This is a genomic window from Nitrococcus sp., assembly GCF_059432795.1.
The window spans coordinates 14,534-31,637 of sequence record NZ_JBXWZQ010000030.1 but is presented as its reverse complement, the minus strand read 5'-3'; the positions used below and the strand labels follow the sequence as shown (position 1 = coordinate 31,637).

Annotated in this window: 16 protein-coding genes; 1 reads left to right on the top strand and 15 read right to left on the bottom strand. The window is 61.9% G+C overall.

Annotated elements, in window-relative coordinates:
* Positions 1–181 precede the first annotated feature (181 nt).
* From AC52Q4_RS02585 to AC52Q4_RS02515, 15 genes are all read right to left on the bottom strand, one after another.
* Positions 182–1,483, bottom strand: coding sequence for a peptidase MATCAP family protein (locus tag AC52Q4_RS02585; RefSeq protein WP_495535237.1), 1,302 nt, complete (start codon positions 1,481–1,483; stop codon positions 182–184).
* A 135-nt stretch (positions 1,484–1,618) separates the two neighbouring features.
* Entirely contained in the window at positions 1,619–2,722 is a 1,104-nt protein-coding gene (locus tag AC52Q4_RS02580; RefSeq protein WP_495535236.1) for a hypothetical protein, read from the bottom strand.
* A 1,504-nt stretch (positions 2,723–4,226) separates the two neighbouring features.
* Positions 4,227–4,778, bottom strand: coding sequence for a hypothetical protein (locus AC52Q4_RS02575; RefSeq protein ID WP_495535235.1), 552 nt, complete (start codon positions 4,776–4,778; stop codon positions 4,227–4,229).
* Between the two features lie 6 nt (positions 4,779–4,784).
* On the bottom strand, positions 4,785–6,500 hold the full coding sequence (locus AC52Q4_RS02570; protein ID WP_495535234.1) for a SulP family inorganic anion transporter: 1,716 nt from the start codon (positions 6,498–6,500) through the stop codon (positions 4,785–4,787).
* 31 nt (positions 6,501–6,531) lie between these two features.
* The gene (locus tag AC52Q4_RS02565; protein WP_495535233.1) at positions 6,532–7,800 is read right to left on the bottom strand and encodes an anaerobic sulfatase maturase; all 1,269 of its coding nucleotides are present in this window, start codon (positions 7,798–7,800) and stop codon (positions 6,532–6,534) included.
* A gap of 106 nt (positions 7,801–7,906) precedes the next feature.
* Positions 7,907–10,285, bottom strand: a complete 2,379-nt coding sequence (locus AC52Q4_RS02560) for an arylsulfatase (RefSeq protein ID WP_495535232.1) — start codon at positions 10,283–10,285, stop codon at positions 7,907–7,909.
* A 136-nt stretch (positions 10,286–10,421) separates the two neighbouring features.
* Positions 10,422–11,315 (bottom strand): bile acid:sodium symporter family protein, encoded by an 894-nt coding sequence (locus tag AC52Q4_RS02555; RefSeq protein WP_495535231.1) that lies wholly within the window; start codon positions 11,313–11,315, stop codon positions 10,422–10,424.
* Between the two features lie 204 nt (positions 11,316–11,519).
* On the bottom strand, positions 11,520–11,615 hold the full coding sequence (locus tag AC52Q4_RS02550; RefSeq protein ID WP_495535230.1) for a DUF1622 domain-containing protein: 96 nt from the start codon (positions 11,613–11,615) through the stop codon (positions 11,520–11,522).
* Positions 11,578–11,844: a hypothetical protein gene (locus AC52Q4_RS02545; RefSeq protein WP_495535229.1), complete on the bottom strand. Its 267-nt coding sequence runs from the start codon at positions 11,842–11,844 to the stop codon at positions 11,578–11,580. Before AC52Q4_RS02545 ends, AC52Q4_RS02550 begins: the two co-directional genes overlap by 38 nt.
* 74 nt (positions 11,845–11,918) lie before the next feature.
* Entirely contained in the window at positions 11,919–12,335 is a 417-nt protein-coding gene (locus AC52Q4_RS02540) for a YidH family protein (RefSeq protein ID WP_495535228.1), read from the bottom strand.
* 263 nt (positions 12,336–12,598) lie between these two features.
* Positions 12,599–13,366, bottom strand: coding sequence for a competence/damage-inducible protein A (locus tag AC52Q4_RS02535; RefSeq protein ID WP_495535227.1), 768 nt, complete (start codon positions 13,364–13,366; stop codon positions 12,599–12,601).
* Positions 13,367–13,406: 40 nt separating this feature from the next.
* Entirely contained in the window at positions 13,407–14,141 is a 735-nt protein-coding gene (locus AC52Q4_RS02530; protein ID WP_495535226.1) for an HAD family hydrolase, read from the bottom strand.
* Positions 14,138–14,875: a DNA polymerase III subunit epsilon gene (dnaQ, locus tag AC52Q4_RS02525; protein WP_495535225.1), complete on the bottom strand. Its 738-nt coding sequence runs from the start codon at positions 14,873–14,875 to the stop codon at positions 14,138–14,140. Before dnaQ ends, AC52Q4_RS02530 begins: the two co-directional genes overlap by 4 nt.
* 21 nt (positions 14,876–14,896) lie before the next feature.
* The gene (gene rnhA / locus AC52Q4_RS02520) at positions 14,897–15,340 is read right to left on the bottom strand and encodes a ribonuclease HI (protein ID WP_495535224.1); all 444 of its coding nucleotides are present in this window, start codon (positions 15,338–15,340) and stop codon (positions 14,897–14,899) included.
* Positions 15,327–16,058: a class I SAM-dependent methyltransferase gene (locus tag AC52Q4_RS02515; protein ID WP_495535223.1), complete on the bottom strand. Its 732-nt coding sequence runs from the start codon at positions 16,056–16,058 to the stop codon at positions 15,327–15,329. Before AC52Q4_RS02515 ends, rnhA begins: the two co-directional genes overlap by 14 nt.
* A gap of 220 nt (positions 16,059–16,278) precedes the next feature.
* Between AC52Q4_RS02515 and gloB the strand changes: the two genes are divergently transcribed.
* Positions 16,279–17,052 carry a hydroxyacylglutathione hydrolase gene (gloB, locus tag AC52Q4_RS02510; protein WP_495535222.1) on the top strand — a complete coding sequence of 258 codons (774 nt, stop codon included), beginning with the start codon at positions 16,279–16,281 and terminating at the stop codon, positions 17,050–17,052.
* Positions 17,053–17,104: the final 52 nt, after the last annotated feature.

Sequence of the window (17,104 nt, the reverse complement as noted above, 5' to 3'; positions counted from 1 at the left end):
GGTACGGCGCCGCGGCGGCGCCGGGAATTGGACCTTCGTCCTATACGACGCGCGCGGTCTGGCGGCTTAACGGACGAGGGTTAAAGATGGCACGGCGATGGTATTTCTCATCTTCTTGGCCGCATCGCACCCATGGTGGCTCGCTGACTTCGCTGCAAATGGTCAGCGCGATCGATAGAGATTATGGACGGAGCTCTACGCGCGGCACGGACGCCAGCAGTTGTTCCGCGAACCTCGTCATCGGCTCGAGATCGATGCGGCTCGTGAACGAGCTGACCGCCAGCAGCGCATAGACTGAGCGCGGATCGCTGATCCACGGCGGCACGAAACGCGGCGCGCGCACCATCCCCCGGTGGGCGAGTTCGCCGAGTGCCGGAATGTCCGCGAGATCGAGCTTGCCGCAAAAAAGGAGCTGCAAGCAGTCGGCACGGCCGGCGGCAAAAATCGCGCGGAACGCATTGATGACCTGCAGCAGGCCGTAGAGGTACACAACGTCTTTCGTGAAAGGAGCGCCGCCGCTCAGCACGCCGCCGCGAAACACGCGCCGGGCGCTTTCGAAGGCACGATCCGTGTCATCACTGCGCTCGAGGAACCAGCGATACACCACTAAGAAGTCGGCGCCTTCCACTGCCATCTGGATTGCGAACACGCGGTCTGCGAGCCGCGTGAGGCGGTCAAGCTCAAGCGTACCACTGGCCAACTCGGCAAACACGGCGAGCCCCTCCTGGGTACGCGCATTGCAAGGATGTCCATCGCCGAGAATCGGCAGGTCGTGCTGGGTGCGTCCGTTGAGTGCTGTCGCGGCGTGGACGAAGGCCTCGTGCTGCAATAATTGCTGGGCATCGCGGTCGGTGAAGCGCGCGCCACGTTTGAGCTTGATGGCCTTGCGGCTCGCCAACGCATTCGCCGAGAGCACTTCGACGATCTCGATCTTCGGAGCGGCATCGCCGAAGTGTTTGCCCACCGCTGCACCGATGTCCCGCGCGACCTCCTCTGCGCTATGGAGCGACGGCGGCCCGATATCGATTTTTAGATGCGCGAGTTGCTCCGTCACCTCGCGCATGCGCTGCGCCAGTTCGAGCGGCGTGGCGGGGTGAAAGCGCAGCGGCGCGGTCGGCTCGCCATATAAGCGTCGCCCGTACGCGAAGAACTCGCGGGTGCCGACCGCGGCGAGCATGCGGGCCGCATCCTCAAGCGCATCCGCCTGGCGCGCCAGCCACTGGTCTATCACCGAATCGGAGGCGATGTGGGAGCGCGCCTCGCGAAGCGCATCGAGTGTCGGCGCCGGGTCAAAGCCGCGGTAGCTGACACGCGGTAGCTCACGAGCGCCATCCGCGAAGAAGCGCTGCTTCACCGCCGGCGGCCAGTCGATGGCCTTCAGCACCTTGATCGGCTTGACTGCGGCGTGGAGCGCGCTTGCCGCGGCGCGAATGCGTTCTTTATCGTGGCCTAAGTGATGCGCGGTGTTCAGCACATCGGTCATCCTCTATGTAATTAGCGCCCGTTTCCGAGCCGGCAACTCGCCAAGCGCGGCTCAGGCGCACGACTACCAGTAAGAAATTCACTTGTTGACGGCTCGTCACGCCGGATAAATGAGTGAATAAATAAATGGCCGTTGTCATATTCCCACCAATATCTGGAAAATCTTTTGCGCCAATTCGTCAATCGGGTATTTGAGAAGCAAAAGCGGCAGCATCGGTAGAATCGCCGCGGCTGCGAAACTGACTAGCAACCCGTAGCTCACGGGAACCCACCGCATGTTGCGCACGATCTCAATGCTGCTGGATAAGTCGGCCAGGGACTGAATATCGGCGGTACCAAGCAGCTCATCGCCAGAGCACTCGCCGCCGCGCAACCATTTCAGGTCGAACGCGCGCACGTAACGCGCCGAAAAGACCATGTAGTCATCCAACCCCTTGAGACGACAGCGCCATAGCTTGGGGGTGAAGATGAAAAGTGGTCCGGCGAACAAAGCCACATCCACTAGCAAGATAAGCGCGACATGAAGAAAGATAGCCTCGAATGCGAGCTTCCCCGAAGAGACATCCTCTGCATACGATGCAGCTAACACAGTGGAGATTGCTGCGATAAGCGGAACGAAGTGAATGTGCACAAGCTCCAGATTGCCCAGTCCGGCCGCATAATCGGGATGTATGGGTGAAAGGCGAATTTCAAGCCGCGACAGGCGCCATAGGAAAAAGGTCCAGACTCCAAGTCGCCAAAGCCAGCGCAGTAAGAGGAAACGGAAGAGAGGCAGACAGAACATCCAGTACCAACGTCCAGCCAGCGTCAGTTCAGCGCCGGTCACGGATGGGACCACAACCCAGGTCTCCATCTCGAGCATGCCGAAGCGCGCATCAAGCATTTCCATGCCGAACGCAGCGCCAAGCAGACCGGCCTCCACCAGCCAGAAATCGTTGAGGCGATGAGTGCGTCGTATTTCTCGGCTCAGATCGGGTAGATCGGAAGGCGGTATAAGTCCTGAACGCTCGATTCCGCGCACGAAAGCGCTCGCCCGCGGATCCACCCAAGCCTCGGTCACGAACAGCAGCGGGATAGCCACTAGCAGCCGCATGTGCGCACCGATGGTCGGAAAGTGAGCGGCCGCTGCACCATCCAGCAGCCACTGGATGATAAACAGCGCCATGAGCACGCTCCATGTAATCAAGCCGAGCGCCAGCCCGAGCCCAATAGAATTCGCCGGCGCGCGCGTTAGGCCCATCCGGCATGCCATCCAGTGCAATGGCCCACCGAGCAGTGAAAATTCCGGAGTTTTGACGTCTGCTTGCATGGTTACCGCATTGGCGAGAATCGCGGCCTACGGTAGGCTGTGGTCTGTCTGCTGCCGCACCATGAGCATACGGATTTCCGCTTCCTCGCCGCTCAACCTTCACGCCCAGTCATGGGCAGCAATTGCGATCAGCCTAATGCGCACGAACAACGAATGTTCCAACGTGCATCGGCGTGCACTTCATTCCATTGAAGCGTCATTAAATAATCCATTCGCTTACCTAGCGGCGGACGGGCCGTAATCTTGTTCCCTTCATGCCGCGTGGGTGAGCGTAGCCCTGGCGCGAAATGAGGAAAATTGGACGTTGGTCCTATAGGTAGATTGCGAGGATGCGGACGCGCTTTCTCCAGCACTGTCGGCGGACACCGAAACTGACCCCTATCCGGTTAAAACGATTGGCCCACCTCTGCTGTACTTGGGCTGCTCTTCGTGGAGGGCGCCCCAATGCTGACAGGGGAAGCGATTATGGAAATACGGCTTTTGACCCGCCGGGCATGGGTACTCGGGCGACCGCCAGGAAGCTCGGCGTCTCGTGCAACACCGTACGCCGTTACCTCCGTGGTAAAGCGCTCAGCACACAGCGCCTCCCGTGGCCCCGGGCGGCCGCGCAAGCTGGCTCACTTCGAGGCGTGGATCCGCCCCCTGGCCACCTCCACCACTAAGCAGGCTAGCCTCGCATTTCCGCACTGTGTGTCAACGTACGGTCGCCGGCCTCGAGCAGAACCTCTGCCGAGACGGGCCCTGTTTCATCACCCTAACGCTGGTTTGGACATCGCGAAAACTGGCAAGAAAACGACGGCGCGAGTCGGGCTGCGCTCGCAGAGAAGCTCATGCGACTCCGGACCCTTCACACCCGGCATTCGCACATCGACCCAAGCGCACCCGTTGGGCTCTCGGAGACGGCCAAAAGCAGATCGTAGGCGTTCTCATAACATTCCACGTGATAGCCGGCTGCCGCAATCAGCCGCTACGTTCGTGCGAAGACTCGGCTCGTCTTCAACCATAAAAACAGTAGGCTCCTTTTTCGCGCTCCGATTCAAGCAATTCATGGGCTATCGATGTATTGATCATGTCTGTGCGTGCAACTCGCTCCATATGCCGGAGCTGATGGCGCAACACACGCGCTTTCTGCTCCGCGGTCGCACCTCGGTGACCTCGGTCCCAATATTGCCGAGCGCCCAGACTCTGCCGTCCGACTCAACTACCGGGAACCTGATCGAGTGCCAACTGCGCTTGCCGGCCGCGGTGTCAAACGTCTCTTGCGTGCCCACACTACGGCCCGTTTCGAGGGGCCATTCGCCATTGGATCGGCTCGCGTCAGCCCTCTCGCGCGGAAACAGTTCATGCTCCTTATGACGGAGCACCTTTGACACGTCGAGCGCACTTTGATCCTGGCTGTGCAGGCGTTAAAAGGAGACATCCACGCAATGCGGAATCAGCGAAGGCCATTCACCATGCGCCGGACGAATCCCGTTTCTCTTTGCGCCTCAGCCTCTTCCACCTTCGGATCGGATACCGCCATCTCCGCTGCTTCCGCAGCAGAAATCTCGTCAGCCAGTTGTTGGAGACGACTACGGCGTTGGCTACGCATTAACAGGCCCTCCTGAATCGCGTCGGTCATTGCTTGATCTTCAGCAATAAGCATCCTGTACCGGTCAGGAATGCGGGTTGTCGGAAAAATTTTGTCTTCGATGACCTCATACACACAAGCGCGCCATGGGCGCTCATTCTCTCCCAGAGACGTCTCGTCGATAGGGGCATCGGGATCGTACCCGATCCGCTTCGCGCATGACTTCATGCCAGCCTCGATAGTCTGCGTAAAGCTGGCGGGGCTATACCGCGTATTTTCCGTTGCCGAGGCAAAGTGAATCGCGCCAATAAAAGCGGCGAAGAAAATCGCAATGGCAATGTGTCCTGCAACACCGAAGGAGGTCGTCCTCACGGCGCTGGACCTCAGATTTCCATCAGGTGACATTTCTCTCGGCATACCTTTTCACCTATTCAATGACTTGGTGTCCCCCAGGCCAAAGCGTTGTGTGTACGCCTCGACCGCCTCTCTTATGTCGAGAAAAATGCGCTCCGGGCCCAGCGCAGCGCCCAACGGTGAACGTTGGACGGTATGCAGTGGCACCGGATTCAGTCTTGCCAGCCACAGCGTAATACCGGCATCACCCAGCTTTTCCTCGCCTTCTGCCATTTGGATGAGTGCCGTGTACTCGAAATCCGGAATGGCGCTGCACTCCAAAAGCACGACCCTGGGCTGGCGCTGCTGAATCAGCACCCGCATCTTCTCCAGCGCCCGGGGTGCGCTGGCGAAGTGCAAACGGCCTTCGGTGCGCAGGATCAACAAGCCGGGAACGGTCTCATCATCCGGGTGGTCGACCATGGGGCGGTAGATGTCCGTACCGGGCATGCGTCCCACCTCGTAAACGGGGGGACGGTTGGCCTGGTAGATAAGATTCAGCATGGACACGGTGATAGCGACCAGAATGCCTTCCAGGGTGCCCAGCACCACAACCCCCGCAAAGGCGACCAAGGCCCAGGCCAGCTCCCGGGTGGCCACCTTCCGAATGGCGCGGAATTCCCCCACCTCGATCAGACCGGCCGCTGCCACCAGCACCAGGGCACCCAGGGTGGCCTTGGGCAACAAGCTGAGCAGCGGGGCGAAGAACAGCAGCGTGACGATTCCTACACCGGCGGTTACGAGCTCGGCTACCTGCGTCCTGGCACCGGCCCGGTCGTTCACGGCTGTCTGCGCCGCGCCACCGCCTGAGGGCATTGCCTGAAAAAGGCCGCCCGCGATGTTGGCCATACCCAGTGCCAGCAACTCCTGATTGGCCTCGGGCGCTGGTTCGCCGTGCTTTCGGAAGGCCTGGGCCGCAGCCACGGACTCGACGAACGACAGAAGAGCAATGCCCAGTGCGCCGGGCAGCAGCGCCTGAGCCAACGCCGTATCAGGCCATGAGAACGACGGCAAACCGGGCGGAACCTCGCCGACCAACTTTATACCCTGTGCATCGAGGTTAAGGAGCGCCGAGCCCGCAATGCCGAGGGCCACGGCCACAAGCGGCGCGGACAACCGCGGCAGCAGGCGCGGTAGGAGAATTAGAATGGCCAGCATCGCCAGTCCCAGAACCAGGGTGGGCGTATGGGTACGGCCAAGCTGATTCACCAGGGAGACAATTGTTTGCAGAAAAGACCCCTCTGCCACGGGCACGCCTAGGAGGCTGCCCAGCTGACCCACGAAGATCACTACGCCGAGACCGGCTTTGAAGCCCGTCAGCACCGGGGCGGAGATAAGGTTGGCCATCACCCCGAGCCGCAACAGTGACGCCGCCACCAGCAGCGCACCCACCAGGACGGCCAGCGTTGCGGCGGTGACCATCAGCTCCTGGTCACCCGCTCCGGGCGCCACTCTGGCCAGAACCGTCGCCGTTAGCATCGCGAGCGCCGATACGGCGCTTACACTGAGCGGTCGCGAAGTGCCCAACAGCGCATAGACCACCATGGGCACCACCGCCGTATACAAGCCTACCTGTACCGGTAAGCCGGCAATGGTGGCATAGGCCATGGCTTGGGGAATGACCACCGCGGCGGCGGTCAGGCCGGCAACCAGGTCGAAGCGCAACCAGCCGCCCTGGTAGGGCGGCAGCCAGCCCAGAATGGGCATGTATCTGGCCAGTACGCTGGGTGCGTTTGGTGCCGTCATAGTTTGAAATTTTTACTTCCTAGCATCGTTGCTAAACCAACTCAGGCCGCTGCCGGCGCTCGGCAGCCAGCACGGGTGATGCCTCGGCCGGAGCGCGGCCTTGCCGCAGCAGCTCGGACATGAGACGCATGGGGCGGTCGATGTGATTGAAGAAAGCCTTGTAGCCGGCGCAAAGATAGTTGAGGCCGCCTTCGCCATCGGGGGTGCTCATGAACCGGTTGCGGGGGCACTCGCCATGGCAGGCATGGCGCACCTCGCAGTTCAGGCAGTATTGGGGGAGGCTGTCCCGCTTGGCCAGCCCGAATGCCCGCTGGCGGTCCGAGGCCACGAGCTCGGCCATTGGAGTTTCGGTGATGTTGCCCAGTCGGTAGGCGGGCTCGACGTAATGGTCACAGGAGTAGAGGTCGCCGTTGTGCTCGAGGGCCAGTGCAAGTCCACAGGTCTCGGAGAACACACATAGCCCTGGCGGCTCCCCATGCCAGTTCGCCAGGGCCGCGTCGAACATCTGCACGAACACCTCGCCGACATCGCGGACGATCCACTCGTCGAAGACGGCGATAAGGAAACGACCGAATGCCTCTGGATTAACGCTGCGCTCGGTGACCCGGTTGCCGGCCTGGACATAGAGGGGGCGCTTCTGGTTGCCCTTGGTGCCCCACCCCAGATTCGCCAGCGGCAGCAACGTCTCGGTGGTACGTTCCACGACGGGGATGATTTGGATGAACCGCACCCCCATCGCGTCACGGAAAAACCGGTACACGTCTAGAGGACGGTCCTGGTTGGCGGCATGCACGGTACACAACACATTGACGTCGACCTCGTGGGCCCGCAGGTGCTCGTAGCCGGCCATTACCCGGTCGAAGGAGCCGTTGCCCCGCTTGTCCACCCGGTACCGATCGTGGAGCTCTCGCGGCCCGTCAACCGACAACCCGACGAGGAAGCCATGCTCTTTGAAGAACGCCGCCCACTTGGCGTTGAGCAGCACGCCGTTGGTCTGGACTGTGTGCTGCACCCGCTGCCACGGTTGGCGATAGCGCTCGGCCAGCTCGACCGAGCGCTTGAAGAAGTCGAGCCCCATTAAAGTCGGCTCGCCGCCCTGCCACGCTATCGTCACCTCAGGTGTGTGATGCGATTCCAACAGCTGGCGGATATAGGTTTCCAGCAGCTCGTCGGCCATGCGGAACCGATCCCCTGGATACAACATCTCTTTCGACAAGAAGAAGCAGTACTTGCAATCCAGGTTGCAGATCGATCCCGTAGGCTTCGCGAGAAGATGAAAGGACGGCGGGGGCTTTGCCATGGCTATCGCCTCTGCGCTTCGCAAGTTTTCCGGTTTCTCAACACGATCAACTCGTGCAAAGTCAGGACTGACCCTCCGCCGAGGACGGCCAGTCCTGACTCGCCTATTACTGCCGCGCCATGGCAACCCGCACCCGCTCCGCCGGGTCGATGTAGTGATCGGCGTCTTCGGCGGCCTCGGCAAGATCGATCGCCACGCCCCTCACCTCACCGTTGAATGCGTTGCCGCGCGGGCCGTAGTCCGGCGAGACCGCCCCACCGTAGTCCGCGCCCACGTCGCAGGTGTCATCGGCCGAGAAGATCATGGCTGCCGTCGCCTCCACTGAGCCCTCGCCAACGGGCGAGCCATCCACGAAGAGCGAGACTTTGCCGCCCTTGCCCAGCCCCCCGCCGGCGTACGCAAACTCCATGCGCACCTGGTGCCTGCCTGCCGGCAGGGCACTCTCGCTCTCCGCAAAGAAATGCTGGATGCCCAATAGGTTGTAGCAGTACTTGAGCCTGCCGCCCTTGGCGTAGAGCACCCAGCCGCCGATGTTGCCGCCCTGCGCGATGATTACGCCTTCCGCACCGGATTCGGGCACGACGATCTCCGCGGTGACCGCGTGCGACTTGTTCTTGATGTTGAGCACGGAGTTCTCCGACAGTCGGCCCATGCCTCTGAAGAGGAGCTGGGACTTGCCATTGAGCAGCACCGGCCGCCCGGCCAACTCCGGGTTAGCGCGTTCTATGCCGCGGTCGTCAAGCGGCAGCACGTTGTAACGGGTCGCCTCGATCAGCCACAGGCGCTGCAACTCGTGGAGCTTCTCGGGCATCTGCTTGGACAGGTCGTTGGCCTGGCTCCAGTCCGTGTTGGTGTCGTAGAGCTCCCACTTGTCGTCATCGAAGGCCGGGGTCTCCTCGCCGAGGAGAAGCCAGGGGGTCTTGTGCTTGGTCACCGCCGTCCAGCCCTTGTGGTAGATGCCGCGGTTGCCGAACATCTCGAAATACTGCGTCTCGTGCCGCTCGGCCGCTGTAGGCTCGTCGAACGAGTAGGCCATGCTGACCCCTTCGATCGGCTTCTGCTGGACACCGTTCACCGCGATAGGCTGGGGCAATCCGGCCACCTCGAGGATCGTCGGCGCCACGTCGATGACGTGATGGAACTGCGAGCGGGTCTCGCCCTTGGCCTTTATTCCCTGGGGCCAGTGCACGATGGTCCCGTTGCGGGTTCCGCCAAAGTGGGAGGCCACCTGCTTAGTCCACTGGTAGGGCGTATCCATCGCCCAGGCCCAACCCACCGCGTAATGGTTGTAGGACTCGGGACCGCCGAACTTCTCGAGGCGCTCCATGAGGAATTCCGGGCTCTCCAGGGCGGCGGCACCGTTGAAGTTGATCATCTCGTTGAACGTGCCGTTGAGCGTGCCCTCGGCCGAGGCGCCGTTGTCGCCAATGATGTAGTAGATCAGCGTGTCCTCGAGGATGTTGAGCTTCTCTAGGCTATCGAGCAGGCGTCCCACGTGATGGTCGGTATACTCGAGGAACCCCGCGTAGACTTCCATCTGCCGGGCCAGCACCGGCTTGAGGGCCTCGGGCATGTCGTCGTAGGCCGGGATTTCCTTAGGACGCGGGGTCAGCTCGGCATTCTCCGGGATGACGCCCAGGGACGCCTGCCGGGCAAAGGTCTCTTCGCGCAGCTTGTCCCAGCCCTGATCGAAGTAGCCCTGGTATTTGTCCGCCCACTCGCCGGGTACATGATGCGGGGCATGGGTTGCACCCGGCGCGAAGTACACGAAGAAGGGCTTGTCGGGCATGAGTGCCTTCTGCTGGCCGATCCAGGCAATGGCCTTGTCCGTCATGTCCTCCATCAGGTGGTAGCCTTGTTCGGGCGTCTTCTCGACCTCGATCGGGGTTGTGCCCTCGTAGAGCGACGGGTACCACTGATTGGCCTCACCACCGATGAACCCGTAGAAGTACTCGAAGCCGCCTCCGCCGGTCGGCCAGGCGTTGAACGGGCCGGCGGGGCTGGTCTGCCACACCGGCACCTCATGACACTTGCCGAACTGGGCCGTGGAGTAGCCGTTCAGCTTCAGCGTCTCCGCGAGCGGCGCGGCGGTGTTGGGTCGGATCGAAGAGTAACCCGGCGCCCCCGTGGCGATCTCGGTGATCCCGCCCATGCCGACCGAGTGGTGATTGCGTCCGGTCAGCAAGGCTTGACGCGTCGGCGAGCAGAGAGCGGTCGTATGGAACCGGGAGTACTTCAGCCCGGTCGCCGCCAGGCGCTCGGCGGTCGGTGTGTTGACCGGCCCGCCAAACGCGCTGCTCGCGCCGAAACCCACATCATCCAGCAGGATCACGAGGACGTTGGGGGCGCTTGCCGGAGGCCGCAGTTCCTGGATCTTGGGGAAGTGGGTGTCCGGATCCTTGGCGTCGTAGGTGATGAGGCCGCTCCGAGCCTGGTCCGGAATCGGCAGGACTTCACGTCCGGTTATTTCGGGTTTGCGTGCCATTTGCTGTCTCCATTGAATGTTGTTGAAAGCTTGAGCGCCCGGCTGCACGCACGTTTGCTACTTTCTTTACGTCGCCTTGACCGCCTCGTACTGCACCGGCCGGCACTGCGCTGAGCGAGGCTTCATCGCACGCGTTTCAAGACGGCATGTCGCCGCGGACGGCGCCCGTTGTCCCTCCACGCCCTGCGCGGCTGCGGCGCCGCCACACCAAGTAGGGGATCGACACCACCGCATTCACGAGCAGGTAAAGGAAAACCGCCGGTGTCACCAGGCTCTGGTCCGGGAAATTGGCACTGGCGATGGCCAACGCCACCGCGGGGTGGCGAACCGCGCTCGAGAGCGCCAGCACTGTGCGGTTGTCCGGCTCGGGGCCACCCAGAAAGTGACCGGCGATAAGTCCGACCACGACGAAAGCAACAAACACCAGAACCGTCCCGTTGCCGATCAGGGAAATAATCGACGGCATGAGCACGACCAGGACGAGCACAGCACTCACCGCGAGAACGGCCAGCGCGCTTCCGGAGACCGGCTTCGCTATGCGCGCCGCGACGTCCGGGGCGTAGTGATGTACGACCACGCCGAGGACAAATGGCCCGATTACCGTCAGCAGGACAATTTTCACTATTGCAGGCACTGCGCTCTGCGGCGCAAAAGCAAAAATGTTAGCCACCACTGTGAGGCCGACGGGGATCAGGACGACCGAGAGCAGCGCCGCAGTGAACAGCAGTCCGAATGCAAAGGATGCCGTCCCTCCCGCCTTGAGCTCTCGCATCGGCAGTAGCGGCGGTACCGGCGACAGGGCAAGTGCGACGAGGGCAATCTTCACCGCCGGAGGAAAATCGAGCAATGCCGCGGTTGCCACGGCGAACAACGGGACGATGACGTACATCGCCAGCAATGAGCGCCCGAGCAGTGACGGGCGATGCAGGAGATATGCCAGATCATCGAAACTGGATGCGAGCCCGAAGCCGAAGACGGTAAAAAAGATACTCGCTTGGAGAGCAAGAATAATGATCTCGGCGAAAGTCACGATGCCGTACCCTCCTTTAGCGCTTGCGCTCGTGACCACGAGTGCTTACCGCCGGCAACCGCGGGTCGCATGCACCTGATGTCAAATCTAGCGGGCAGGGCAAAACGGAACAATTGGACCAAAGGCCCACGCCGCCAGGCGCGAGGGTTTTCGGTCTCGCACAGACCCGGCCATCGCCACACTAGGCCTGGCGCCCGATCTCTCTTAAGTCGCGGTCCAGGAGTAGTTCAGGAATGTCCGGATAGCAGCGACAGCGGCGAGCTTACCCCGTTGATTCCAGTCCGGCGTGGGCGGTGCCAAGAATATCGGCAGCCAGCTGAAACTCCAGCGCCAGGAAATGGGAGAGTTTCGGACGAATCGCCCGAAAGGACGGGCCCGATACAGCGAGCGGTGCCCCCAACGTCCGTGCGACTCTTACCGTGTATACGGCGCTGGCCACTCCGATGGCTACGGTCAGCACAGCAAGCACCTCGGCGGCGAGTTCTACCCATGCGCTCAGCGCTACGGCGACTGCCTTCGTGCTCTCCACTGGCTCTCCCGAAAACAAATCCTGTTCGGTAGTCGCGGCTCACCGGCCCCGTCCCTCCCCCGGGACGATGCAGGTCAAAGCAGACGAATGCGTAATACGACAACGATCACCAGCGCGGAGCCGAGCAGGCCGACGAGACTCGCGGCGAGAAAATTGGGATTCCAGAGCAGGCTGGGCGCCACGACGCCCATTTGGCGGTGTAGCCGTTTCCAGGTGTGGCGGTAGCCGATGACCGCCAGCAGCAAGGGAATGGTTCCGGTCAGAATTAGAAACAACCCCACGTTCCTTGGGGTCTGGGCACGCAACATCGTTGCCGCATTTTGCTCCAGCAGGTATTGGAGAACCTTATAAATGGTGAATCCAAAGCCGATCAAGGACAACGAGGTGCGCACCCAGGCCAACAGCGAGCGGTCCGAAGCCAGTATCGTGCGCTCAATGGCAAGCCGGTCGCTGAGCTTGAGCGCTTCCTGTTTCAACTCTGGGTTGTCCATGATCGTATTGGCACGACGACACACCGCGTCATGCGATTGGTTGCGGTTATTGTCCCATCCACATACTTAGAGCTAGCCTATTGGGTCACAAGAGACTATGGGACTTTGGTCTCACACCTTCCTTTCGGCAAGCAGGGCGCATCCCGGTCATTCAAGAGACGTGTTGATGAATGCAGCCGATTTGCCGGTCGCTCCCCCGGCTGTGTCGCGATCCGGACCATCATTTTACCCGGACCTCAATAGCGAGCTTTCCCATCTCCGCCCTATTGGCGCGGCGGCCTGCTGGGTTTCCAGGCAAAGGCAAGCGCCTCGACCCCGGCCGTGAGCTCTTGCATGGCGGCGCTGACGCCCGCCGGAGAACCGCGCACACCAAGCTCGAGCTCGTAGCAGCCGGGGCGCGTGCCCGGCAAGCACGACAGCCGCAGCTCCGGATGACGCGCCACGAATGCCTCCATCAGCGGAATCACGTCGCTCTCGCGGGCATTGAATACGGTGATCGCCTGCTCGGTACACGCGCCGGGCGCATGCAAGGGGGCATAGAGCGTATCCAGCACCCATTCGATCATCGGCCAGGCCATATTCGGAAAGCCAGGTACGAAATAGTGCTCGCGAATGGAGAATCCGGGCACCCGGTTCACTGGGTTGGGAATGATCTGGGCGCCTTGCGGAAACTCGATCAGTTTCAGTCGCTGAGCGGGCTCGACCGGCCATCCGAAACGAGCCGCCAGCTCTCGAACGCCATCGGGGTGCTGCTCGAGACCGACTCCGAGCGCCGCAGCGGCGCTCATGCGCGTGCGATCATCGGGGGTCGCGCCAATTCCGCCACAACTGAAGACGACGTCTCCGCTGGCGAGACTCTCGCGCAAGGTATGCGTCACCAGATCGGCGTCATCGCCTACGAACCGGCACCACGAGAGCTCGAGACCGCGAGCCGCCAACAGCTCGATCACCTGAGCCATATGCTTGTCCCGGCGCTTGCCCGAGAGCAGCTCGTCACCGATCACGATCAGACCGAAGCGGCGTACATTCATGGCGATCCCCGCCCGCGCATTGCAGCAAGGGAGAGAAAGATCAGGACTTCGGGGTCGCTGTCACCATCGCACACAGCTCCTGCAGCCCCCGGCACTCGCGATAGGGAACGCGCTCCAGCTCGCTGGGCCACCGGGCAGCCGTGCGATTGAGCCAGACCGCCTGCAGTCCGTTGCGCGCCGCGCCCACCACGTCGCTTTCGGGATCATCACCGATATGGGCGACCTCCGCGGGCGATACACCCGCGCGGTGGCCGACGACGTCGAATATGAGATGGGACGGCTTGGCCGCACCCACCTCGACGGCCGAGACGACGAAATCGAAATACCGATCCAGGCGCAGACGACGGACATCGGCATTGCCGTTGGTCACGGCGCCGATGACAAAGCGTCCGTGCAGCGCCTCCAACGCGGGAAGTGTATCCTCGTACAATACGATCTCATGCCGGGCCTCCAGGAATACCGTGAACGTATCTTCCACCAGGGTATCGAGCTCGGCGTGGCGGTAGCCGAGCGTCTCGCCCGCCCTGCGAAACACTGCTTTGCGCAGCTCGGTCACATTATGGCGCAGCCCGGCGTTCTCCGCGGCCAGCTGATCGCGTAGATCCCGCAGCGCCTGCACTCCGAAACGCCTCGCCACTTCCGGATACCGCTCGGCGAGGAAGCCCTGCGCGCGCTCTTCGGCCCGATCGATCACGCCGGTCAGATCCCAAAGCGTGAAATCCAGATCAAAGGTGATGGCCTGTACCGAGACGTTGGACCGTGTGTGCCCAGTCATGCCTCCTCTCCGGCCCCGCGATCGAGCTGGCGCCACAGGCAAAGCCCGTTTACCGCCTGATCCAGCTCGTCGAGCCAGCGCTCATGCTCTGCCTGCTCCGCCGGACTGGCGCGTACGACCGGCAGCCTGGGACGCTTCGGATCGAGCCGGCGAATGCCGTCCGCGAGTTCCGGGGCCTTGAAATGTCCGGCAGATGTGTCCAGCGACAGCGTCGTTTGTCCGCCGGTCATGGCCAAATAGACCTCGGCCAGGAGCTGGGCGTCCAGCAATGCGCCGTGCACGCTACGCTTGGAGTTATCGATGGTGTACCGGGCGCACAGTGCATCCAGGCTATTGCGCTGGCCCGGGTGGCGCTCGCGGGCCAGCGCCAACGTATCAGTGATCTGGCAGTAGTCGGCCAGCCGCCCCCAGCTACTGCCTAGGCGAGCGAGCTCATAGTCGAGAAAGCCGACATCGAAAGGGGCGTTGTGAATGATCAGCTCGGCATCCCGGATGAACTCGATGAGCTCCGCCACAATGCCGTGAAAACGCGGCTTATCGGCAAGGAATTCATTGGTGATCCCATGTATCTCGATCGCACCCGGATCCACTTGCCGGTCTGGATTGAGATAATAGTGGAAGGTCCGCCCGGTCGCGCGGCGATAACATAGCTCGTAGCAGCCGATTTCTATGATCCGGTGTCCCTCCGCCGTCTCCAGACCCGTGGTTTCCGTATCCAGAACGATCTGCCGCATCCCCGCTGCACTCCCTCCGGTTCAGAGTCTTGCCAGCATCTCGTCGATGCCCTGGTTGGCCAACCGATCGGCCTGCTCGTTCTCGGGATGGCCGTCGTGCCCCCGAACCCAACGCCAATCGATCTCATGCTGCGCGGCCAGGCTGTCCAGGCGCTGCCACAAATCGGCGTTCTTCACGGGCTTGCGCTCGGCGGTACGCCAGCCGCGGCGCTTCCAATTGGGCAGCCACTCGGTGATTCCACGGCGCACGTATTGCGAGTCGGTGACCAACACCACCCGGCAAGATCGTTTCAGACTCTCCAGGGCTTGAATCGCCGCTGTGAGCTCCATGCGGTTATTCGTGGTCTGCGGCTCACCGCCGTGCAGGGTCTTCTCTCGGCCGGCGTAGCGCAGCACGGCGCCCCAGCCGCCCGGCCCCGGATTACCGCGACAGGCGCCGTCGGTATAGATTTCAACCGGCGTCATTGACTCGGCTCCTGGAACTCGGCTGCCCCAGGGCACTCGGTACGACCGTCAGGCGTGGCCGGCGCACCAACCGGGGCGGGAGCAGGCCGGCCACCCGTTTATGCCCGACAGTGAGGTGGATCGCACCGATCCAGCGCAGATAGCGTGACCCAATCTCTTCAAACCGGTGCAGACGCCCGAGCAGGGCGCGATTCGTCAGTGGCGGCTGGAAGTACAGCCTCTCCTTGCCTTCGATCTTCAGCCCAAGCAGCCTCATCCAATCCTCGATACGCGCTTGCGAGCGGTAATGTCCCGTCCACGGCGGTCCGCTGCGGCGACTGGTGAACAAGGACCGCAGCCCCCAAAAGCTGAACGGATTGAACCCGAGCACCAACAAATGCCCTTCCGGGCTCAGCACCCTGTCTGCCTCACGCAAAATCTGATGGGGGCGGTCACTGAATTCCAGCTGATGAATGAGCACGACCACATTCATCGATTCGTTCTGAAACGGCAACTCCACCGCAGATGCGGCGATGTCCACCGGTCCTCCCGGCCAGTCATCCAAAACCCACTGGCGCGCATCGCAGAACAAAGGCGGGCGTTGTCCACGGTCAAAGCCGCCGATCTGCAGCACATGTCGAGCATAGAGACCTGCCAGGCGCTGGCTGAGCAGCCGGCATTCAGCCTCGACCACGGCGCCACCCAAGGGGGTGCGGAACCAATCGTTTATACTCTTCATAGCGGCGCGCCAGGATGCTTGCGAACTCGAGGGAGAGGTTCAAGTCATAGAATACCGCGCGCAGCGAGCGGCGTCAGCCGATGCCCCGTGCGGCGCACCTCACTTTTGAGGATGGGCAGCCGATTCAGCCGGTCGTCCGCTCCGAGCGTCCGCGGCGCAGCCCTTGTGGGGGCGCGGTTCGGGTTTAATCCGTGTCGCAAACTCGTTACCATCGGTGCCTATGATAGATCCAGCATTCCCCCTCAGAGCCTTCCGCGACAACTACATCTGGGTGCTGCACGATGCGGAGAAACGCCGCGTTTGCGTGATCGACCCAGGCGATGCCGATCCCGTCCTGCGCTTTTTGCAGGAGGAGGAGCTCGAACTCACCGCGATCTTGGCGACGCATCACCACGCGGACCATGTCGGCGGTATTGCCCGGCTGGTCAGAGAGCACTCCGTACCGGTTTATGGTCCAGCCAAAGAGCAGATCCCAGAGCTGACACAGCCGCTGAGCGAAGGTGATAAAGTTCGCTTGGAGGCGCAAGGCCTCGAACTCGAGGTATTGGAAGTGCCCGGGCATACCGCCGGGCACATCGCGTATGCCGGGCATGGGATGCTGTTCTGCGGCGACACGCTGTTCGCGGCGGGCTGCGGCCGAATCTTCGAGGGTACTGCCGAGCAGATGTACGCCTCTTTGTGTAAGCTCGCCGATCGCGACAATAAGACGCGAGTCTACTGCGCGCACGAATACACCGAGAAAAACCTGCGCTTCGCTACCACCGTCGAGCCCGACAACATGGCCGTCTGGGAGCGCTACACCCACATTCGCACGATGCGCGGCAATGACGAAATCACTATACCCTCCACCATCGGCATCGAGCTGGAAACCAACCCCTTTTTGCGCCCCGATATCGCAACCGTGAAGCGATTGGCGGAGCAACATTCGGGGCGCCGACTCAATTCACGGCTGGAAACATTCGCTGCCGTGCGCGCCTGGAAAGATTCCTTTTAAAAAGTCCATCACATTAAAAAGTCCATCACAAAGCTGAAAATGGGCAGCTTAA